Origin of the sequence: Vibrio hepatarius, from assembly GCF_001274785.1 — a bacterium.
In the GTDB taxonomy this organism is placed as follows: Bacteria; Pseudomonadota; Gammaproteobacteria; order Enterobacterales; family Vibrionaceae; genus Vibrio; species Vibrio hepatarius.
Genome location: NZ_LHPI01000001.1, coordinates 340,221 through 361,635, shown reverse-complemented (window position 1 = coordinate 361,635; position 21,415 = coordinate 340,221). Strand labels below are relative to the sequence as shown.

Below are 21,415 nucleotides of genomic sequence, written 5' to 3'. Positions count from 1 at the left end.
TCTTAGCGATGTTTATTAAACAAGTTAATGACGAACTCTTCATAACTCATATGATGGAGCTGCTTAACTTTATCGACCATCGCGTTCCATGATGCCTCCGGCGCTGAACCGCGATCGTGCTTACGCTCTATCTCTCTCATCTCATCGTAGATTTTTTCAATCTCCTCTCGCGCTACGGCTGGCGCGTGACGACGAACTGAAAAATACCCTTCTAGCTTACCTTCGTCCACATCAGGTGTAACGTTGGCAAACACCCAGTAATACCCGCCATCAGCCGTAGTATTTTTTACAAATCCAAAAAACTCTTCACCCGATTTCAGCGTTTTCCACAATCCATAGAAAACACCTCTTGGCATGTCAGGGTGACGAATAATTTTATGGTGTTGTCCGAGCAGATCACTCTCTGGATAGTTAGAAACGCGCATAAATACGCGATTGGCATAGACGATACGTCCTTGAGTGTCAGTTTTAGAGACGATGAATTCGTCGTCTGCAAAAGTGACTTCTTTATTAGAATGTTGAATAGACAAGGTATTGGCCCTAGCAAACTTATGGTTTATATGAATCAATGATAGTAAAAAGACCATCATTCGCAAATAATAACATCTATCTCAGTAACACTAGGCAACTATTTGATAATGTTATTAATATCCATAAAACCTACTAGTTAACCCATGTCACAATTACCCAATGTAACGAGTCTATTTATTTCAGAATTTCGAGAAAAGTGAGTTGGAATGTATAACGCTATTCTTATTATCCGCAGCGCGCATACCTTAGTGTAGCGGCGATTATTTCCAAACAAACATCATAGATAAGCTCGAACGAAAACTTCGCCACTTCGAATAGTTTCATCACCGTCGTTGCCTTAGGTTGGTATTGCATCGAATGTCGACTAAATCAGGAAAAACGCATATACACTGCTTAATAACGCATATTATTTACACGATAAAGTGACCAATATGCTGATATTGAATTTTAATAAACGCAAACGCCATAAAGTGTGAAGCCGCTATACACACGCCACTAATAAACACATTATTTTCAAAGATACGTTTATTCCATAACATTCATAATAACTATGGAGAGTTAATGCATGTTGAAAATAATAACAACAATAAAAGCTAGGCTAATTGCCGGTGTGATGGTGTTAATGTTGCTGCTATCTGCCACCGCTGGTGTAGGTCTCTATTATATATTTGAGCTAGATGACAACATTAATTTGCTAAGCGACGATATCGCACCCACGATTGAGTCGACTGATGACATGATCGCGTCATTATGGGAAAAAGGAACGGTTGCCAATGAAATTATGGCTTCTGAAAACATTGATGAGATAAAAGCGCTGTATCCGAAGTTTGAGGAGCTCAACAATACTTTTCACACTTCATACAACGAGCTAGAGAAATTGTTATCCAAAACTGAAGCTGAATTAGCAAACCAAGCAATGGACGCCAACAAAAATCTCTCTTTAGCCATCGATAAAATGTATCAAGCACACACCACTGAACTAATGGAAGAAATAGCAGCGAAGCGTCTGTTAGTTCAATTCGATAACAGCGGCTCAGAGCTTATTACTGCTTTGGACGAGTTTGCCGAAGAAAACGAAGCAGAGATGGCCACGGCTGAAGAGCAAGGCGATAAGCTGGAAGCAACTTTCGGCAGTACGGCCGCACAGGTAAACGCCATTCTTGGAGAGCTGTTTGAACGAGACTACCCCGTCGTTGAGGCAGCCCTAAAACTTCAACGCCTCGTGGTTGAGATGCAAGACACCGCTGGCGAATATCTCGCAGAAGAAGACATAACAAGGCTTGATGCCATACGTCAAGAGTTTGATAAGCTCTCAGAAAATGTCACGTCTTTGATGAAAGTGCTCGATGACCTCGCTGAGACACAAGAAGATAAAGATGACGCAGTAAACTTACGATCAAACTTTGCCCAGTGGTACAAGCTCGCTACAGATGACGAAAAGTTATTCGACAATTATCGTGATCTACTAAAAGCTGAATCACTCGCAGACGACTACATTCAAGAAGCAGGATCATACATCGCTATCGCAGATAAAGCGCTAGAAGAACTGTCAAACTCTGCCGATGCTATTTCAGATTCAGCCGATCAGGTCGCGGCGAATTCAGTCTCTACTGCAGTATCCACAATGGGGGTTGTCTGGATAGCGGCATTGGTTATTGGAGTTGTGGTCATTGTCGTCCTTATTAAGGCAATCATTAACCCAATCAATGATCTATTAGTAAGACTGACCGACATTGCTCAAGGAGAAGGCGATCTAACACAACGAGTCAACGAACATGGAGGAGACGAAATTGCCAATCTGGGGAAAGCGTTCAATATGTTTGTTGCCAAGTTACAGGCACTGATTGCACAAATCGCCACAGAATCTAAAGACATCAACCAATCTATTGACGCCATTTCAGGTTTGTCGGTGACGGTCAACGACAGAGTGGCACAGCAAAGCGAAGATATTGACGTCGTAGTCCAAGCAATAGACCAAGTGAGTACCGCTGCAGATAGTATCAGTTCCAACGCAATAAGCTGTTCTGACGCCTCACGCAGCGCGAGTGCTGATGGTGAGTCGGCTCGCCAAGTCGTTAACCAAGCGGTCAGTTCCGTTCAAGGACTAGCAAAAGATATTGAAAGTAGCTCCAAAGTCATCGACCAACTGAGCATGGAAGTCGAACGCATCGTTTCGGTACTGGATGTGATTCGTGGTATCGCGGAACAAACTAACCTACTGGCGCTAAATGCCGCAATAGAGGCCGCCCGAGCCGGAGAACAAGGACGAGGATTTGCGGTCGTAGCAGATGAAGTTCGTACCCTTGCCTCTCGAACTCAAAATAGCACTAATGAGATTCAAGGCATGATAGAAAGCCTTCAACGCGGAGCCAGTGAAGCAGTAACCTCAATGAGTCGTTCTAAAGAGGGAGGCGAAACCACAGTGAAGCTAGCAGGTGATGCGGGAGACGCTTTAACACGAATCTCAGCAGCCATTAACCAGCTAAACGAAATGAACGAACAAATCGCCACTGCCGCGACAGAACAACAAGCGGTCGTCGGTTCGGCCAATGAGAGTTCAAAGCAATTGCAATACGTGGTGGATGAAAGCCTTCAGTCGGCGACAGAAAACCTTAACTACGCCCGCTCAGTGAGTGAGTCATTAGGTCGTTTAAACCATTTGGTTGGTCAATTTAAAATATAAACTGCTTGAGCTAAGACGGAGGCTTGCACCTCCATTTGCAAAGAAGCAAGGAAGAGAGTTACCTATTGTGATTGAAGGGACTGAACTACAAATCAGAAGTCACAAAGGTAACCCTCAGTGAACGCCCCTATCTTGTAGAGCTCGCTATTGTTTATCTCCTTAATGATTGGTCCCGTTTGAAAAACGGATACTCATTAAGGAGACTCAGGCTATTTCAACATTCCAAGCGCTTTTAGCTTTCTGTATATCGTATTGCGACTGACACCCAGCACTCGTGACACTTTGCTTATGTTGCCGTCATGCTCCTTGTAAACATCAATCAGAGTATTATTCACCGCGGATTTGAGGTCTAAGCACTCCGGCTTTTTGCTTTCTGGTTCGCTGTTCTCAAGCAGCGGCTTCGCTAAGTGAACAGGAATGTGCTCTAGACGCAGCTCTGCTTCGTCATCACCAATCAAACAACTTACCTTAAGTAGATTATCGAGTTCTCTTAAATTACCCGGCCAATCATAGTTGCACAGCAGCGCCAATAACGAAGAAGAGATCACCTGCTCACCTTCACTGTGCTTACTGTGTACGGCTTGGATAACTTCGGTTTTGTCCGCGCGTGCTCTTAAAGCCGGTAGCTTAATCACTAAGCCGTTAAGGCGATAATAGAGATCCTGACGGAACTTACCTTGCTCCACCAACTGAAATAGGTCTTGGTGCGTTGCCGCAATAATCTGGATATCAACGTTATGGCTTTGCGTCGATCCAACAGGCACAACCGTTTTCTCTTGCAGAACGGTCAATAAGCGGCACTGAGCATCCAGCGGCATCTCACCAATTTCATCAAGGAAGAGAATCCCTTTATCCGCTTGGCGAATACGCCCTAAGTAACCTTTCGAACTTGCGCCGGTAAATGCTCCTGGCGCATGACCAAACAACTCCGACTCAATCAAATCTTTTGGCAACGCACCGCAGTTCACCGTCACCAACGCTTGTTTATTACGGCTGCTATTTTGATGCAGAGCCTTAACAAACTCACCCTTACCGACCCCAGTTTCACCTAGGATAAGCAGGCTAATATCTTTACCAATAACTCGGTTAGCTTGCTGCCACGCTTGTTCAATCAAATGGTCGCCATAGTGCAGGTCGCTGGATGCGCTGATGGATTTACGACTTTTCGACTTTTTACCCAGTGGGTATTTTTCGATGATTAAACCTGAGCCCGACTTGCTTTCCTCGATGATCTCTTCCACCGACAGACCAAGTAATCCAGGTCTTGAGATAAGTTGTGAAGCCAATTGGTTGTGCGCCACCACCTGTCCACCTTCATTGGCGATAATGATTCCTTGCCAACCGGAGCTGAGCACCGATTTATCCATCGCGAGATCGATCTGTAGCGCACCTTCAGGGATTTGCGACAATAGGCGGTTTTCAACCAACTGCACCATGTTTTGCACCAGCAGTTTCACCGTTACATCGTGTTCAGACTGTTCGCTGGTAATGTCCAACACGCCGACTAACTCACCTTTGTGATTAAACAGTGGGCTGGCTGAACAACTAATGAAGCGGTGTTGCTTGATGTAGTGCTGCGCGCCAACAATGGTGACGGCCTTTTGTTCATGCAGCGCGGTACCAATAGCATTGGTACCTTTCAGGCGTTCTTGCCAACACGAACCAGATGACAGTGCGATAGCCATTAGCTTCTCACGAAAATGCTCTTGTCCCCAACTGGCGAGGATCACCCCTTCAGCATCGGTTAACAGCAAACGACTGTCGGTTCGCGCAAACACTTGATTGAACAACGGCAAAGCGCACTGCTCAACAGCTTCAATGACGTTCTGTGCCGCGTAACAACGCTGCTGCATCGCTGCGCCGCTGAGTACTACGTCATCCGGCTTTTTAATCTCTCTCAGACCCGCTTCTTTGCTTCGATTCCATGAAGAAGCTAACCAATCATTGTTCTTTAACGTCTGCAATTCCATACCTGTCCCACTTCTGAACATTTTGAGTGTGTCATTTTGGAACACTTGAACATCTTATTAACAACTTAAACGACCGAGACGTTCACCAAGCTACACCACCTATCCTTTGATAACTCTAGCCTCACAACAAAATCACAACAAGTCGCTAACATCTGGTCTGTGATTTGCGTTGTTGATTAGGAAACAAAAACAACGGCACCCAGTGTGCTGTTACCGAATTAACCCAGTCGTTGCTCAGTCATCTCGAATGCTTACTGAACAAATATTGGCTTAGTTCGGTGACCTAATAAGTTAAATGAAAAACAATAACTTGAACGAGAAACAATAAGGATATTTCTATGATTTACGCACAACCAGGCAGCCCTGAATCTGTAGTTCAGTTTAAGTCTCATTACGATAATTTTATCGGTGGTGAATGGGTGAAACCGGTGGGTGGAGAATACTTTGATAATATCTCTCCGGTAAATGGTCAGCCTTACTGTAAAGTTGCACGTTCTGGCGAAGCCGATATCAGCTTGGCGCTAGACGCAGCACACAACGTCAGAGCATCTTGGGCAGCAACCAGCGTAGCAGAACGTTCAAACATTCTTCTAAAAATCGCGGACCGCATTGAAGAACATCTAGAAGAGTTAGCGGTTGCTGAAACTTGGGAAAACGGCAAACCGGTTCGTGAAACCCTAGCCGCTGACTTGCCTCTGGTTGTCGACCACTTCCGTTACTTTGCGGGTTGTATCCGTGCGCAGGAAGGCAGCGCGGCAGAGCTAGACGCAACAACCGCAAGTTACCACTTCCCAGAACCAATTGGTGTGGTTGGTCAGATCATCCCTTGGAACTTCCCTATGCTAATGGCGGCCTGGAAACTGGCTCCAGCATTAGCGGCTGGCTGTTGTATCGTGCTGAAACCAGCAGAGCAAACACCAACCTCTATCCTCGTTCTGATGGAAAAAATCGGTGATCTATTGCCAGCGGGTGTTATCAACGTGGTCAACGGTTTTGGTAATGAAGCAGGCCAAGCGCTTGCAACCAGCAACCGTATCGCTAAGTTGGCATTTACGGGTTCAACTCAGGTAGGTAACCACATTCTGAAATGTGCGGCGGATAACCTTATCCCATCTACAGTTGAGCTAGGTGGTAAGTCACCAAACATCTACTTCCCAGATGTGTTTGACTTTGAAGATGAATACCTAGACAAGTGTATCGAAGGTACCCTACTAGGCTTCTTCAACCAAGGCGAGGTCTGTACCTGTCCGTCTCGCGTTCTGGTCCATGAAGACATCTATGACGAGTTTGTAGCGAAACTAGCGGCACGCGCCAAAGTTATTAAGCAAGGCAACCCACTGGACACTGATACCCAAGTTGGTGCGCAGGCGTCACAAGAGCAATTTGACAAGATCCTCAGCTACCTAGAGATCGGCCGCCAAGAAGGAGCAAAAGTGGTCTTTGGTGGTGGTGTTTCTGAGCAACCTGAGTTGATCAATCAAGGTTACTACATTCAGCCAACGATGCTTGAAGGCCATAACAAGATGCGTATTTTCCAAGAGGAAATCTTCGGTCCGGTTATCGCTATTACTAAATTCAAAGATGAAGCAGAAGCGCTTGAAATCGCAAACGATACTGAATATGGCTTAGGTGCTGGTGTTTGGACACGTGACGCGAACGTCGCGTACCGCATGGGTCGTAAGATTGAAGCAGGTCGTGTTTGGATTAACTGTTACCACGCATACCCAGCTCACGCAGCGTTTGGCGGTTACAAGAAATCCGGTATTGGTCGTGAAACTCACAAGATGATGTTGGATCATTACCAAAACACCAAGAACTTGCTGATCAGCTACGATGTTAACCCACTAGGTTTCTTCTAAGCGAAACAGCTGCAAGGGGCGTCTTTCTTTAAGACGCCCTTTTTTTCTTCGATTCTTTGTATTTGTCCGAAAGATACAACACGGCACTCGCGGCAAGTGCTAGTAAGGAAACAGTAAACAAAGCGGGCATGTTTAATACCCACGCCAACGTAGCTGCCAAGAATGCAACGAATGACACCATTCGACTGCTAGACATAATGCGACCGAGTTTTCTGCTCATAACGCCTCCTATAAACAGGAATCGAGAGGTAATAACGTGTGGTGAGTTTGCCTCTATCCACACTTTGATTGTCTCATTGGGCGAACAAAAAACGACCTAAATTAATCTCAAATCTTCTCACTGCGTGATACAGCACTTACGTTTGGTATTGGCCAGAGTGACTAGCACGCAATGGCTTGATTTGGATCGACCTTATCTAAGTATTTTTGGCGAATGGTGAGAAACTGGTCGAGATTAGTTGTCAGTACATCAACACATAGTGGATCAAACATTATTCCGCTCTGCTGAATCACATACTCAACCACACGCTCGACGCTCCATGCCGGTTTATACGCTCGGCGACTAAGTAGCGCGTCGAATACATCGGCTAAGGTAACAATGCGCGCTTCGAGCGGAATCTCATCACCAGCTAACGCGTCGGGTAAGCCTGTACCATCGTAGTATTCATGGTGATGGCGAATGATATTCTTGATAAAACGCACCTCTTGCTCAGACACCGTATTCGGACCACAAAGTCCGACAACATCTTCGATGATCCGCTCGCCATAAATCGTGTGGTTGTTCATCACCAAGCGTTCTTCAGGTGTAAATTGATTGGTGCTGAATAGGATCTCATCTGGGATCATATATTTGCCAATATCATGCAGCGGTGCGTACTGGCGAATCTGGTGGATGAACTGATGGTTGATGTCTAAACCACGCTCTGATAGCAGCCTAGCGATCAACTCACTGTACATTCCCATCCGAGTGAGGTGCTCTTTGGTTTCAGGGTCTCTTGCGTGTCCCATGCTTAGGGCAATGTTTAACGAAGAGCGAAAATGCCTTTGGCTATCAAACAACTGCACAAATAAGTTGCTGACAGTCTGAGACAAGTAAGCAAAATCTTTGGCGACTGAATCTTGATTAAAGAAACGCGATTGGGAGGCGTTAATAAACACAAAGCCAATGGTTTTTTCTTGATAGGAAATAGGAAAAGTATAACTGCTGCGGTGCCCCAAACTCACTAGCTCGCTGATACGCTCGGCACTTGTCATCTTACCTAGGTCGTCGATCACTCGAATATCAGACAAACGCGCCACGTTTCCCAACGATGAATCGGGGTTGAGTTCTTGCTCTTTGAAGTCGTAATTTCCCGCCTCTGACAACTTATCTTTGACGTAGTAGTTCGAGACGACTTTGTTGTCGATAAGCGCAATTGAGAAGCGAGATAACTCGCCATAGCTTCCCGTCGCCAACTGATAAACGAGATCAAGTTTGGTCAGGATTCCGTTGTTCTTGGCAGCAATCCTGTTCAATTCAGAATAGTCAAGCATACGCTATCTAGCCCTAACGTTGAGTTTCAATTTATTGGAGTAATACCTCAAACCTAGACTAGAAAGTATCAAATTTGTAACAATTAAATCATAGCGACATGCCGAAAGTTAGAAATCCATCATAAAATTTTGACTAATTTTTAATCTATACACCAAATGCACTTTAGCTCATATCGATGCCATATTCAGCCAGCTAAGAGATAAACGTCAGTAAAGAAGTAAATAGTCATAGCGCTGCTGGATAACGCGACGAACCTGCGCACATGTGCCTGCTTGACTTGCCTAGAAACTCGCGCGGCTGCGTAACCACCTAATAGCGTACCGAGCATAACAACTAGGCCTCGGCTCCAGTCGATCGAACCTTGCGAGACGAAAATGACAATCGCTATTAACGATACGCAGGAAGACACCAGCAACTTAAGGCCATTCATCTGGTTGATATCTTTGTACCCTGCCAGTACCAAATAACTCAAGACGATGACGCCTAAGCCCGCATTAAAAAAGCCGCCGTATGCCGACACCGCCATAAGACACAAAGCTAACGCCAAGGTCGACCACCGTGAGCTGAGCGAAGCACCAGTCGCTATTTTTGTCGCGAGATAACTGACTTTTTCACCAAAGATAAACAACAAGGTCGCAAATAGAAGTAACCAAGGAATCGCTTCAAGGAACATCGATTCTGAAATGTTAAGCAGTAGATATGCACCAATTGCGCCGCCGACTAGACTCCAAAATACGGTAAATGTGATCGCTTCTGGGTGCTTGGCGATATCCTGCCTGAAGCCATAAGCGCCGCTTAAGTAGCCGGCACAGGCAGCAAACGTATTGGTCGCATTAGCGATAATTGGCGGTACGCCAACAAACAACAGTGTCGGGAAAGTGATAAAGCTACCGCCACCCGCAACACTGTTTAATACGCCACCTAGCACACCGGCGATAAATAATAGAATCCATTCCATAATCATTGCTTTATAAGTATTTGTTAAAGCAATGTAACCTATTGTAATTGGTCAGTAAACGTCCGCTACCCGGTTTAGTTATGCGCGTCTACATCACGCCGACGTTGCTGGCTATCCGTCGCTATATACTGAACACTGAATGTCTGTTGCTTCGTACCCGTTATTTAATATCCAAGGCAATTTCTTTCCAGTCCTGTAGTTCTTGGCGATAGAACTTGATCTGTTTTGGTGTGGTGGAGTGGAGTATCTGCACTAAGTAGCGGTCATTGACCTGTTTGTTGAACTGCAACTTTTGTTGCAAACCATCATCAAAAAAGCTCTCCGAGTTAAACAACATCTGGTTGAGTTTGGATTCGAAATAGCCTTTGTCGCTGCGCTTTGCAAGCAGATCGTTAATCTGGATCCGCATCTTAGTTTGATGTTCAATCCAGTCGGGCGCAGTAATCATAAGCTCTTGGCTCCATTGAGCGATCAACGCTTGCTGTTCATCTGTCACCGAGCCAAACCAATCATCCAAGTTTTCTTCAATACGCTCAGCGTATTTCTCACGTTGTTCTTGTTCGGTTCTTGCTAGCGTACGTTTCTTGTAGCGGGTATGCCTGACGCGGATGTTGCTCATCAACTCTTCGGTTTGCTCGTCCGATAGCTGCTGGGCGATTTCAAACACTTCCGGCTCTATCCGCTCTAGCAGCCGCTCACTGTGACGGCGAAACTTGTCTTGCTGCTGGTGTAGCTCTTTCAACGTAAAGGTATGCGGGTCAAGAGCAATTAACTCATCCAAATGTTGAATGTAGTTTGGGATCTCTTCGCTTTTATGCCATTCACTTAATACTTGTAACTTATCGCTGATCTGCGTTTCTTGGTTATCATCAAGTTCAACAAAATCCTCAACGTATTCAATCAGAATCCAATCGAGGTTGTCGTAAACTAGCTTTGTACTACAACCAAGCAGCAATAAACAAATGACGCTAACGATTCCCCAACGTTTCATAACACCTTCCTGTTTTGCACAAACTTAAGCATGAGCTGTATGTGTTTCGTTTCTCACTAACTCTGAACCAAAAACCAACGTTTAGCCACCCCAACGATGTCTTAAGTTCGCTTCTGAATAAAAAATTTACATTACAGTGTAATCCCATGATTTTGTTTGGGTTACTTGTGATATCGCTTGATAAAAACTGTTAATAGCATGCAACTTGCTTGCTATTGATAGAATTAATTTGTAATACTCCGCGTTCCATCTTTGTTCAACTGATAGTTTACTAAGGCTCTTCTACACTTCCATGGATGTTTTGACCGACAAAAAGTTGCTTAACTTAATCACCTACGCACCTGCAACGATCGTCGGCGCCTTCACTTTGCTCTGGCTTGCCCTTTCCGTCACTGACATCGTGCTCAACTCCAAGCAAGAGCTGATAGATTTCCAAAATGACTATCAGCAGCGACAAGACACCATCCTTACTAAACAAGTCGAATACATCGCTCAACAAGTCAAGTTCGCCCGCGAGCAAACCGAATCTCAACTTCAAGAGACTATTCGTGACCGCATTTACGAAGCACACCGAATCGCGACTCGTCTTTATGAAAGCAACCGCAATCTACCAGAAGAAAGGGTGACTCGTATTATTACCGACGCGCTACGCGTAATGAGTTTCAACGAGGGCCGCGGTTACTTCTTTATCTACAAAATTAACGGCCTCAGTGTCATGCATCCACTGTTCCCTAATGTGGAGGGCAGTTCACTCTGGGATTACCAAGACTCGCGCGGTAACTACATCGTGCAAGATATGGGCGCGAAGGTAAAAGTAGACGGCGAAGGTTTCTATCGTTGGTGGTTTGCCAAACCTGAGCAGCAAAACGAACAGTTCGAGAAAATTGGTTTTGGTAAGTACTTTGCTCCATACGACTGGTTTATTGGCACTGGCGAATACGTCGTGGACGTTGAAGCGGACATCAAAAAAACCGTACTTGAGTGGATAAGAAATTTAAGGTTTGGTCAGTTTGGTTACGTTTTGGTATTGGACGCGGATGGCACAATACTTTCGCATGTTGACTCAAATTTGATTGGTAAAAACGCGTTAGAACTTGGCACTCAAGCCAACATCGATGGGGCTAAACAGTTGCTTAACGCAGATAACGAGTTTGTTCGTTACTCAGCATCCTATAAACCGGAAGGCGTAAGCGAGAGTGCTAAGATCAGCTACGTAATGAAAGAGCCTTCTTGGGGCTGGAGCATCAGCGCGGGCGTCTACGCAGAAGAATACAATCGAGCGCTTAAAGAACGCCAAAGCAAGTTGGAGGAAGAACAAAACGACGCCGTAGTGCAGATGATCATCCTCAGCACCATAACCACACTGTTCGTCGCGCTATGTTCTTTATGGCTCAGTCGAGGCATTGCCCAGAGGTTCAAACGCTTTCAGTCACGCATCAGCACTAACTTCAACCAGTTGGAAGATACCAAGAACAAGCTAGAGCACCTAGCACGCCATGATGAGTTGACTGGATTACCGAATCGTTCGTTATTGCACGAACAAATCTCGGTGGGCATCTGTAATTCTCGCCTCAACGATCGTCAGCTGGCGGTAATGTTTGTCGATTTAGACGACTTTAAGAAAGTGAATGATCTCTACGGTCACAGCGCGGGTGACCAGTTGCTGAGCCAAATTAGTAAGAAATTCGAAGCTTTCCTTAAGCCCGATGAATTCGTTGCCCGTTTTGGCGGCGATGAGTTTATCTTTAGCTTCCCGAATTTAGACAGTTTGGTCGAGACAGAGAGCAAAGTCGAACAGATCAAAGCGGTTTTTGCACAACCATTCATCGTGGGTGGCCGCACACTTCACGCAAGCTGCTCGATTGGCGTATCAATGTTCCCGACCGATGGCGATGACCCAGAAGATCTGATTTCTAAAGCCGATATCGTGCTCTACAAATCCAAAGCACGCCATAAAGGTGATGTACTGTTTTTCGACAACACTATTAATCAACAGGTACAACACGACTTCCTTGTCGAGCGCGAGTTACGCCGTGCCATCGAACACAATGAGCTCACTATCGCTTATCAGCCACAACTTGAGGCAAAAACGGACAAGCTTTACGGTGTGGAAGCCTTACTGAGATGGCACAACCCACTGCTTGGGCACGTATCGCCACTCGAGTTTATTTCTCTTGCAGAAGAAAACGGCTTAATCCACCGCTTAGGGGAGTTTGCTATCGACCGCGCCTGTGAAGAAATAGGCCGTCTGTTCCCGGATTCTCACAACGACTTGAGACTGTCGATCAATATTTCTCCGACTCAGTTGATGGACAACGGTTTCGTGGAGCTGCTGGAGAGCACCGTTTCTAAGCACCAGCTTCCTAGCCGTCGCATCACTTTAGAGATCACGGAAAACGTACTAATTAACGATTTACCTAAAGTGACACCGATCATCGGGCGTTTAAAATCACTCGGTTACACCGTTTCTCTCGATGATTTTGGTACGGGCTACTCATCGCTTAGTTATCTAAGTGCCTTGCCACTGGATGAGCTAAAAATTGACCAAATTTTCATCGATAAAATGTTGAGTTCTGAACATAGTGACTCGTTGGTGAAAGCGATATTGGCCATCGCAGAATCGTCAGATATGACCGTCGTCGCGGAGGGTGTCGAAACCCAAGCCCAGAAGGATGTTTTGATTCAATACGGCTGTGATGTTTTGCAAGGTTACTTTATCGAACGACCAATCAGCATTGATCAACTGGCTCAAAAATACTCAGAGAAATATTTAGAGTTCGAATAATTACAATTCGTAGTAAATTCGGGGCGATTTTTGAAAAACGCTGTGCTAACATAGCTCGCTTTTTGACGCACCTCACAAATTATCGCAAATTTAGTGGGGATAAATGCACGTTTTGTTGTTAAAAACAAACCACAAAATAGCGAACTTTTAGATGTCTAATATTACGCAGTCAGTCAACGGTATCCCAAGTCATACAACCGTTGCTCCGACAGCTGACACAACTTCTCAATCTCCAAGCTTCTTCCATAAACTTGAACTGAATAATCCGGTTTTCTGGATAAGCGGCAGCTTTCTTACTCTGTTTGTTTTGCTTGCCATTACGAACTCATCAGGACTGACCCACCTTGTAAATACCGGGTTTGGCTACGCCACTGAATACTTCGGCGCCTTTTGGCAGGTGCTGCTTCTTGCAAACTTTCTGATTGGTTTAGTGCTAGCACTTGGCCGCACTGGCTACGTCTGTTTGGGTGGCCTTTCAGCGCCGGATATCGACACCTTCAAATGGTTGTCGATTGTCCTCTGTACTCTGCTTGCGGGTGGCGGCGTGTTCTGGGCGGCAGCTGAGCCTATCGCGCACTTCGTGACAGCGCCACCGCTATACGGCGAAGCATCGCCAAAAACAACGGCGATCAACGCCCTATCGCAATCTTTCATGCACTGGGGTTTCCTAGCATGGGCTATTCTCGGTTGCCTGTCTTCTGTGGTGCTGATGCACTTGCACTACGACAAAGGCTTACCGCTCAAACCGCGTACCTTGCTCTACCCAATCTTTGGTGACAAAGCGATCAACGGTTGGATTGGTACAGTAGCTGACGCATGTAGCATCATCGCTGTAGCAGCGGGTACCATCGGTCCTATCGGCTTCTTGGGTTTGCAAATCAGCTACGCTCTGAACGCGCTGTTTGGTATCCCAGATACCTTTGTCACCCAATGCATGGTCGTACTGTTTGCGATTGCAATGTACACCTTATCGGCGCTGAGTGGCGTAAGTCGCGGGATTCAACTTGTCAGTCGTTACAACATCATCCTATCGGTGGTATTGATCGCTTACATCCTGTTCTTTGGCCCAACTAGCTTTATCGTAGATGGGTATGTACAAGGCGTAGGTCGTATGGTCGATAACTTTATCCCAATGGCGCTCTACCGTGGTGATACCGGTTGGTTGAGCTGGTGGACCGTATTTTTCTGGGGCTGGTTTATCGGCTATGGACCGATGATGGCGATTTTTATCGCGCGAATTTCACGTGGTCGTACTATTCGTCAGTTGATTCTATCGGTCAGCATCGCTGCGCCGCTTATCACGTGTTTCTGGTTTAGCATCGTTGGTGGTAGTGGTTTGGCATTTGAGCTAGCGAACCCAGGTTTGATCTCTAGTGCATTTGAAGGCTTCAATCTTCCGGCTGTACTGTTGGCGATCACCTCGGAACTGCCGTTCCCATTGATTATCTCGGTACTGTTCCTGATCCTGACCACTACATTTATCGTCACCACTGGTGACTCGATGACTTACACCATCAGCGTCGTGATGACAGGTTCCACTGAACCAAACGCGGTCATTCGCTCTTTCTGGGGCGTCATCATGGGTATGGTGGCAATCGCCTTGATTTCGATGGGTTCAGGCGGAATTTCTGCGCTGCAGTCGTTCATCGTCATTACCGCAGTGCCGGTTTCATTCATTCTGCTGCCGAGCATTTGGAAAGCGCCGAAGATGGCGAACCAAATGGCAAAAGACCAAGGCATTATCTAGTGTGAAAGCCTCTTCTGATTTCAGAAGAGGCTTTCTTCTTTTTCACTGTCGATTCTAATCACGACAGCATCCGGTCGCCAATATTCAAACTCAACATCCATGAGTTCCCAATCTTGTTTGTAGTTCACGCGGCAAATCTTTAGCACCGGTTGCCCTTCGACCAAGTTCAACGCCTTAGCTACATGCGCAGGCGCGGCGGTGGGAATCACGTCAAAGCGCGAACGTCTGGTCTCATAGCCGTATTTCTGCTTGAACAATCCGGTCAAGGAACAAGTTAAGTTCTCCTCAAGAATCCCCTCAAACAAATTGGCCTGTAGAACGTTTTCCACAAACAACACCGCCCGACCATCAATAAAGCGCTGACGCTCTATCACATGAATTTGCGCCATGTGATTCAGCTCCAAAGCTCGAGAATACACCTCGGTTGCGATCTCAGTCCGAACGCTGATAAGGCGTGTTTCGGCAATTCTGTCTTGTTCACGGATCATTTGATGAAAGTGAGAACGTGATAAGGGGTTATAGCAAATACGCTCTGGCGAAACGTACCAACCGCGTCGTTCTTCGCGATAGATGAGCCCTTCGGTTTCTAGTGAGACTAACGCATCTTTGATTGTGATTCTCGTGGTGGAAAATAGCACGCTGAGGTCTCGTTCAGAAGGCAGCTTCTGCCCTTTCAGCATCATGCCTGTATTGATTTGTTCTCGTAAGCTGTTCTTTATTCGACTTAATTGGGTCGTTGGGGACGCTGTTTGCACTCTGAGTCCTGATCTAGTCCACGTTATGATTGGCGTTCAAGTTAAGCCAATCAGATAACAGAAATATGACACTGCGTGCAGCGTTATTTTTTGAGCAAATGAAATATAAGTGACACGAAAAATAACAAAAACTGTCAATGGAACTGCGATAAACCGTCACACTCGATCCATAGCATACAAAGCGAACTTACTGACCTAGTCCAGAAGGATAGAGACAATGAAAACTTTGCTTTGCCGCACTACCGCGCTCTCAGCAGCGCTAATTGCTACCACTTTTTCTGCGCACACTTTTGCCAAAGACGCAGACCTACAATCACTGGTGAAAGCTGCGCAGAAAGAAGGCGCGGTTTACAGCGTAGGCATGCCTGATAGTTGGGCAAACTGGAAAGGAACTTGGGCGGATTTGAAATCAAACTATGGTTTAAAGCACCAAGATACCGACATGAGCTCGGCGCAAGAGATTGCGAAATTCGAAGCAGAGAAAAAGAAAGCAACCGCAGACATCGGTGATGTAGGCTTTGCTTTTGCACGCGTTGCGGTTAAGAAAGGCGTGACTCAACCATACAAGCCGACAACATGGAGCGAAATCCCTGATTGGGCAAAAGACAAAGATGGACACTGGGCACTGGCTTACACAGGCACGATCTCGTTTATCGCCAACAACAATCTAGTTAAAGACGCACCACAATCTTGGGACGACCTACTAAAAGGCGACTACAAAGTTACCGTCGGTGACGTCGGTGTGGCGGCACAAGCGAACAACGCGGTACTTGCTGCGGCATTCGCTAAAGGCGGCAACGAATCGAACCTCAAACCAGCGATCGAGTTCTTTAGCGAGCTAGCAAAACAAGGCCGCCTATCGTTCACCGATCCAAACATCGCGAACTTAGAAAAAGGCGAAGTCGAAGTTGCCATCATGTGGGACTTCAACGCGTTGAACTACCGCGACCAAATCGACCGTGAACGCTTTACAGTAACGATTCCACAAGATGGTTCTGTGATTTCGGGTTACACCACTATCATCAATAAATATGCTCAGAACCCAAACGCGGCGAAACTAGCACGTGAGTACATCTTTAGCGACCAAGGACAAATCAATCTGGCTGAAGGCTACGCGCGTCCAATCCGTAGCAATGTCACTCTTCCTCAATCAATCAAAGACAAGCTGCTACCAAATGACCAGTACACCAACGTACACCCAGTCACGAACTTCAAAGCGTGGGAAAAATCAGCGCGCAAACTGCCGCGTCAATGGCAAGAAAGCGTGTTAATCCACCAGCAATAAGAGGTCACTATGAGCAATAAGGTTATCCTTGTTGTTCTGGATGGACTGAACTATCAGGTAGCCCGTGACTGCATGGGCTACCTAAACGGTCTATTGGAACAGCAACGCGCTACTCTCTATCCGATTCAGTGTGAACTACCATCAATGTCTCGCCCGCTATACGAGTGTATTCTTACCGGAGTCCGACCTGTCGAGAGTGGCATCGTTAACAACAACATCGTTCGCTTATCTAAGCATGACTCGATTTTCAGCTTGGCAAAGTCACAAGGTAAAGTGACCGCTGCTGCCGCATACCATTGGGTCAGCGAACTGTACAATCGAGCGCCGTTTGACGCACCACGTGACCGCTTCACTAACGATAAGAGCCTGAACATACAGCACGGCTGCTTTTACCACTGGGATCACTACCCTGATGAAGCGTTGTTCCTCGATGCAGAACATTTACGTCGCACCTATCAGCCGGATTTTCTCTTGATTCATCCGATGAACATCGATGATCTCGGACACAAGTTCGGCCTGGATTCGCGCCAGTACAGAAACAGCGCCCGCGCAGCCGATATCTACTTATCAAACTACATTGAACAATGGCTCTGTGACGGCTACCAAGTGATCATCACCAGTGACCACGGGATGAACAACGACTTGTCACACGGCGGCATTCTGCCTGAAGAACGCGAAGTGCCTTTCTTTGTGATTGGCGAGCGATTCACTCATCAAGATTGCCACATCAACCAGACCGACATCTGCGGCATCGTGTGTCAGCTCCTCGGTCTTGAGCACCACAAACCTTACTCTCAGGAATTGTTAGCATTATGAGCAGTTCTGCCATTTCTCAAACGCAACAAGTACCGCAAAAACGGATGTTAAAGTCGCTGCAACGCTTTAAGCCGTTAATTTGGGTCACGCCGCTTGCGCTATTTTTCTATCTGTTTCAGTTAGCGCCAATGATTTGGGTCCTGATTAACAGCTTTGTTTACGAAGAGGAATTCTCACTGGAGAACTACCTCGAGATCCTCGACTCCGGCTTTATGTTGCAAGCCTTTGGCAACAGCCTGTGGTTGGCGGTGTGGTCGAGTGTGTTTGGCTTGGCGATCGCAACGCTATTGGTGTCATCACTGCGCCGACTGGACTCTAAGATTCGTGACGGCGTGATTGCCTTTACCAATATGAGCAGCAACTTTGCCGGCGTGCCACTGTCATTCGCGTTTATCATCATCCTCGGCACCAACGGAGCCATTACCTTGTTGCTCAAACAGTATGGACTGATTGGCGATTTTGACCTTTACGGTAAATGGGGACTGCTGGCGATTTACGTCTACTTCCAGATCCCGCTGGCGGTGCTTCTGCTCTACCCTGCGTTTGATGCATTGAGCGATGACTGGCAATCCGCCGCGTCTCTACTAGGCGCGAACACCGCGCAATACTGGAGCAAAATCGCCTTACCAGTGTTATCTCCTGCTCTGTTTGGCACCTTCATCATTCTGATTGCCAATGCCATCGGTGCTTACGCCAGCGTTTACGCTCTGACGTCGGGGAACTACAACGTCATTACGATTCGTATTGCCAGCTTGGTTTCAGGCGATCTGTTCTTAGAGCCGAATCTCGCCGCCGCGATCTCGGTGCTGCTGATGCTGCTACTCGCTTTCATCACTGTCATTAACCAATGGCTTATTTCCAAGAGTTACGCAGGGAAGAAATCCAATGCAACACGTTAATACTGCTTGGCACAAAACCGTGGTTTATTCGATTGTCGGGATCATGCTGATTCCAATTATCGCCACTTTCATCTATTCGATTTCATCCCGTTGGGGCGCTACGATTCTCCCTGACGGCTTAACCTTTGACTGGTATATCAAACTACTGACTGACCCTCGGTTTATTGAGTCATTTGGTCGCTCACTGTTTATCGGTATTTCCTCGCTGCTGCTCAGCGTAGTGTTGATCCTGCCAGCCATCTTCGTCGTGTTTTACTACTTTCCTAAGCTCGACAAGCTGATGAACCTATTGATTCTGCTGCCATTCGCCGTTCCGCCTGTCGTGTCATCGGTTGGCTTGCTACAGCTCTACGCCGACAGCGAAATCGCACTGGTCGGCACGCCGTGGATACTGATTGGTACTTACTTCACGATCGCATTGCCGTTTATGTATCGTGCGATCGCAAATAGCTTTGATGCGATCAATCTGCACGATTTGATGGACGCCGCTCATTTGCTTGGCGCGAGCACAACGAAAGCGTTTCTGTTGATTGTGTTACCCAATATCAAAAAAGGCTTGATGGCGTCGCTGTTTCTCTCGTTTTCATTCTTATTGGGCGAGTTCGTCTTTGCCAATATTTTGGTCGGCACTCGCTACGAAACGCTGCAAATCTATCTCTACAACATGCGCCAAACCAGTGGCCACTTTACTTCGGCACTAGTGATGACCTACTTCCTGTTTATTTTCTTACTGACTTGGTTGGCAAGTCGTTTCAGCCAAGGAGCGAAATCATGAGTTACGTAACCGCGCAACAACTCAGCAAATCATTTGCTGACAACACGGTGTTTGAAGACATCCATTTTACGATTGAAAAGGGTGAATTTATCACTCTGCTAGGACCGAGTGGCTGTGGCAAGTCGACGCTTTTAAGAAGCCTCGCAGGACTCAACCCAGTCGACAGCGGTCAAATCTGGGTAGACGGCGAAGAGATCACTCACCAAGCGCCACAACAACGCGGCATTGGTATGGTGTTCCAATCGTATGCCCTATTCCCCAACATGACCGTTGAAGCCAACATTGCTTTCGGCCTGAAAATGAAAGGCTTATCAAGCTCAGCTATCAAGCCGGATGTGGCAAAAGTGATTGAACTGGTCGAGCTAACGGGCAAAGAACATCATTACCCACACCAATTGTCCGGCGGACAAAGGCAGCGTGTGGCACTGGCTCGCGCTTTGGTGGTAAAACCTCGCATCTTGTTGCTGGATGAGCCACTTTCAGCGTTGGATGCAAAAATTCGCAAACACTTGCGCCAGCAGATTCGTGATATCCAGAAAGAGATGAACCTCACCACCATTTTCGTCACACACGACCAAGAAGAAGCGATGATCATGTCTGATCGCATCTTTTTGATGAACAAAGGTGAGATCGTACAAGCTGGCACACCAGAAGAGATTTACACCCAACCTGCGGATGAATTCGTTGCCGGATTTATGGGCCACTACAACCTTGTAGCGGCCGATAAAGCCAAAGACTTGTTTAACATTGATGCTGATTCCAAGGTCGCGATACGACCTGAATCTATCTACGTGAAAGAAGCAGGCCGTCAGTACGGCAGTCACATTTCCGCCCCACAACTTGCGACCATCAAAAATCATCAACTGCTTGGCAACGTGATTCGCTACCAAGTCGATGTGCAAGAGTGCGAACTGACCGTTGATTTACTCAACCGTTCATCTGAGCGATTATTAGCGAATGGTAGCCAACTTGAGCTTCTGTTTAACCTCAACGAAATTCAGCCAGTGAGAGCTTGATATGTCTAAGCCTTTATACGTTTTCGATATGGACGAAACCTTAATCAATGCTGACTGCGCGATGATATGGAATGCTTTTCTGGTCGAAAAAGGCATCGCAACCGACCCAGACTTCATCGAACAAGACCAACGCTTGATGACGCTCTACAGCGAAGGAAAAATGGATATGGAAGACTACCTTGAGTTTTCTATTGCGCCGTTGACCTCAATACCCAAGCCGCAAGTCAAAGCACTGGTCGAAGAGTGCGTTGTTGAGCGCATCTTACCGAAGCAGTTTACGCAGGCAAAATCTCTGATCGAGCAGCTGCATCACGATCAAACTGAAATGGTGATCATTTCTGCGTCAGTAGCCTTTCTGGTTGAAGCCGTCGGCGAAAAATTGGGGATCCAGCACGCGCTCGGTATTGATTTGGTCGAAAAAGACGGTTGCTTTACCAGTGAGATTTCCGGTATTCCTAGCTATCGAGAAGGTAAAGTGGCTAGGTTACACCAGTGGCTAGCAGATCAGCCTCAGTCTTACTCAGAGATCCACTTTTTCACCGACTCGATAAACGATTTACCCCTTTGCGAGGCGGCAGACTTTGCCTACTTAGTTAACCCGTGCCCTCAACTAAAGCAGTACACCGATAGGCCAAACTGGAGCCTGTTAGAATGGCATTAGTTCAACGAACTTGTAGCCCGAACTTTTCATTAGTGGAATTTATCTTTTCACTTTTGATTGTTTAAATAAACGTGACAAAAGTGTTACTTTAAACGTCATTGGTTACACTGATATAAAGTGAAGTTAAAGACCGCAATAGCTTTATAACAG

At 46.4% G+C, this 21,415-nt stretch carries 17 protein-coding genes; 10 read left to right on the top strand and 7 right to left on the bottom strand.

What is annotated here, in order from left to right:
- Positions 1-2: 2 nt before the first annotated feature.
- Positions 3-530 (bottom strand): PAS domain-containing protein, encoded by a 528-nt coding sequence (locus AKJ31_RS01685; RefSeq protein ID WP_053407969.1) that lies wholly within the window; start codon positions 528-530, stop codon positions 3-5.
- 566 nt (positions 531-1,096) lie between these two features.
- Between AKJ31_RS01685 and AKJ31_RS01680 the strand changes: the two genes are divergently transcribed.
- A complete protein-coding gene (locus tag AKJ31_RS01680; protein WP_072161202.1) occupies positions 1,097-3,214 on the top strand; it encodes a HAMP domain-containing methyl-accepting chemotaxis protein in 2,118 nt (705 codons plus the stop codon).
- 209 nt (positions 3,215-3,423) lie between these two features.
- Here the strand turns inward: AKJ31_RS01680 and AKJ31_RS01675 are convergent, their stop codons facing one another.
- On the bottom strand, positions 3,424-5,184 hold the full coding sequence (locus tag AKJ31_RS01675; protein ID WP_053407351.1) for a sigma-54-dependent Fis family transcriptional regulator: 1,761 nt from the start codon (positions 5,182-5,184) through the stop codon (positions 3,424-3,426).
- Positions 5,185-5,522: 338 nt separating this feature from the next.
- On the opposite strand from AKJ31_RS01675, the gene exaC reads away from it, so the two are divergent.
- A complete protein-coding gene (gene exaC / locus AKJ31_RS01670; protein ID WP_053407350.1) occupies positions 5,523-7,043 on the top strand; it encodes an acetaldehyde dehydrogenase ExaC in 1,521 nt (506 codons plus the stop codon).
- 28 nt (positions 7,044-7,071) lie between these two features.
- On the opposite strand, the gene AKJ31_RS01665 is transcribed toward exaC, so the two are convergent.
- From AKJ31_RS01665 to AKJ31_RS01650, 4 genes are all read right to left on the bottom strand, one after another.
- Positions 7,072-7,263, bottom strand: coding sequence for a hypothetical protein (locus AKJ31_RS01665; RefSeq protein ID WP_053407349.1), 192 nt, complete (start codon positions 7,261-7,263; stop codon positions 7,072-7,074).
- Between the two features lie 161 nt (positions 7,264-7,424).
- Complete coding sequence (locus AKJ31_RS01660; protein WP_053407348.1) at positions 7,425-8,576, bottom strand: HD-GYP domain-containing protein; 1,152 nt, start codon at positions 8,574-8,576, stop codon at positions 7,425-7,427.
- Between the two features lie 185 nt (positions 8,577-8,761).
- The gene (locus tag AKJ31_RS01655) at positions 8,762-9,541 is read right to left on the bottom strand and encodes a sulfite exporter TauE/SafE family protein (protein WP_211263028.1); all 780 of its coding nucleotides are present in this window, start codon (positions 9,539-9,541) and stop codon (positions 8,762-8,764) included.
- 154 nt (positions 9,542-9,695) lie between these two features.
- On the bottom strand, positions 9,696-10,526 hold the full coding sequence (locus AKJ31_RS01650) for a DUF6279 family lipoprotein (protein ID WP_053407346.1): 831 nt from the start codon (positions 10,524-10,526) through the stop codon (positions 9,696-9,698).
- A gap of 292 nt (positions 10,527-10,818) precedes the next feature.
- On the opposite strand from AKJ31_RS01650, the gene AKJ31_RS01645 reads away from it, so the two are divergent.
- Both AKJ31_RS01645 and AKJ31_RS01640 read left to right on the top strand, forming a co-directional pair.
- Positions 10,819-13,311, top strand: a complete 2,493-nt coding sequence (locus AKJ31_RS01645; RefSeq protein WP_053407345.1) for a bifunctional diguanylate cyclase/phosphodiesterase — start codon at positions 10,819-10,821, stop codon at positions 13,309-13,311.
- 151 nt (positions 13,312-13,462) lie between these two features.
- Positions 13,463-15,058, top strand: coding sequence for a BCCT family transporter (locus AKJ31_RS01640; protein ID WP_053407344.1), 1,596 nt, complete (start codon positions 13,463-13,465; stop codon positions 15,056-15,058).
- 20 nt (positions 15,059-15,078) lie between these two features.
- Here the strand turns inward: AKJ31_RS01640 and AKJ31_RS01635 are convergent, their stop codons facing one another.
- The gene (locus AKJ31_RS01635; RefSeq protein WP_245639010.1) at positions 15,079-15,813 is read right to left on the bottom strand and encodes a UTRA domain-containing protein; all 735 of its coding nucleotides are present in this window, start codon (positions 15,811-15,813) and stop codon (positions 15,079-15,081) included.
- Between the two features lie 217 nt (positions 15,814-16,030).
- On the opposite strand from AKJ31_RS01635, the gene AKJ31_RS01630 reads away from it, so the two are divergent.
- From AKJ31_RS01630 to AKJ31_RS01605, 6 genes are read left to right on the top strand one after another with little or no spacing between them, the layout of a single operon-like run.
- Positions 16,031-17,098 carry an ABC transporter substrate-binding protein gene (locus AKJ31_RS01630; protein ID WP_053407342.1) on the top strand — a complete coding sequence of 356 codons (1,068 nt, stop codon included), beginning with the start codon at positions 16,031-16,033 and terminating at the stop codon, positions 17,096-17,098.
- A gap of 9 nt (positions 17,099-17,107) precedes the next feature.
- Positions 17,108-17,914, top strand: coding sequence for an alkaline phosphatase family protein (locus AKJ31_RS01625; protein WP_053407341.1), 807 nt, complete (start codon positions 17,108-17,110; stop codon positions 17,912-17,914).
- Positions 17,911-18,813: an ABC transporter permease gene (locus tag AKJ31_RS01620; protein WP_053407340.1), complete on the top strand. Its 903-nt coding sequence runs from the start codon at positions 17,911-17,913 to the stop codon at positions 18,811-18,813. Before AKJ31_RS01625 ends, AKJ31_RS01620 begins: the two co-directional genes overlap by 4 nt.
- Complete coding sequence (locus AKJ31_RS01615; protein WP_053407339.1) at positions 18,800-19,588, top strand: ABC transporter permease; 789 nt, start codon at positions 18,800-18,802, stop codon at positions 19,586-19,588. The genes AKJ31_RS01620 and AKJ31_RS01615 overlap by 14 nt, the downstream gene beginning before the upstream one ends.
- Positions 19,585-20,604, top strand: coding sequence for an ABC transporter ATP-binding protein (locus tag AKJ31_RS01610; RefSeq protein WP_053407338.1), 1,020 nt, complete (start codon positions 19,585-19,587; stop codon positions 20,602-20,604). The genes AKJ31_RS01615 and AKJ31_RS01610 overlap by 4 nt, the downstream gene beginning before the upstream one ends.
- A gap of 1 nt (position 20,605) precedes the next feature.
- Complete coding sequence (locus AKJ31_RS01605) at positions 20,606-21,265, top strand: HAD family hydrolase (RefSeq protein ID WP_053407337.1); 660 nt, start codon at positions 20,606-20,608, stop codon at positions 21,263-21,265.
- Positions 21,266-21,415 lie beyond the last annotated feature (150 nt).

Excerpts from the sequence above, each read along its gene's own strand:
- AKJ31_RS01640 (WP_053407344.1), top strand. The coding sequence starts at position 13,463 with ATGTCTAATATTACGCAGTCAGTCAACGGTATCCCAAGTCATACAACC.
- AKJ31_RS01645 (WP_053407345.1), top strand. The coding sequence starts at position 10,819 with ATGGATGTTTTGACCGACAAAAAGTTGCTTAACTTAATCACCTACGCA.
- AKJ31_RS01665 (WP_053407349.1), bottom strand. The coding sequence starts at position 7,263 with ATGAGCAGAAAACTCGGTCGCATTATGTCTAGCAGTCGAATGGTGTCA.
- AKJ31_RS01605 (WP_053407337.1), top strand. The coding sequence starts at position 20,606 with ATGTCTAAGCCTTTATACGTTTTCGATATGGACGAAACCTTAATCAAT.
- AKJ31_RS01625 (WP_053407341.1), top strand. The coding sequence starts at position 17,108 with ATGAGCAATAAGGTTATCCTTGTTGTTCTGGATGGACTGAACTATCAG.
- exaC (WP_053407350.1), top strand. The coding sequence starts at position 5,523 with ATGATTTACGCACAACCAGGCAGCCCTGAATCTGTAGTTCAGTTTAAG.
- AKJ31_RS01650 (WP_053407346.1), bottom strand. The coding sequence starts at position 10,526 with ATGAAACGTTGGGGAATCGTTAGCGTCATTTGTTTATTGCTGCTTGGT.
- AKJ31_RS01680 (WP_072161202.1), top strand. The coding sequence starts at position 1,097 with ATGTTGAAAATAATAACAACAATAAAAGCTAGGCTAATTGCCGGTGTG.
- AKJ31_RS01620 (WP_053407340.1), top strand. The coding sequence starts at position 17,911 with ATGAGCAGTTCTGCCATTTCTCAAACGCAACAAGTACCGCAAAAACGG.
- AKJ31_RS01610 (WP_053407338.1), top strand. The coding sequence starts at position 19,585 with ATGAGTTACGTAACCGCGCAACAACTCAGCAAATCATTTGCTGACAAC.
- AKJ31_RS01675 (WP_053407351.1), bottom strand. The coding sequence starts at position 5,184 with ATGGAATTGCAGACGTTAAAGAACAATGATTGGTTAGCTTCTTCATGG.
- AKJ31_RS01615 (WP_053407339.1), top strand. The coding sequence starts at position 18,800 with ATGCAACACGTTAATACTGCTTGGCACAAAACCGTGGTTTATTCGATT.
- AKJ31_RS01655 (WP_211263028.1), bottom strand. The coding sequence starts at position 9,541 with ATGATTATGGAATGGATTCTATTATTTATCGCCGGTGTGCTAGGTGGC.
- AKJ31_RS01630 (WP_053407342.1), top strand. The coding sequence starts at position 16,031 with ATGAAAACTTTGCTTTGCCGCACTACCGCGCTCTCAGCAGCGCTAATT.
- AKJ31_RS01660 (WP_053407348.1), bottom strand. The coding sequence starts at position 8,576 with ATGCTTGACTATTCTGAATTGAACAGGATTGCTGCCAAGAACAACGGA.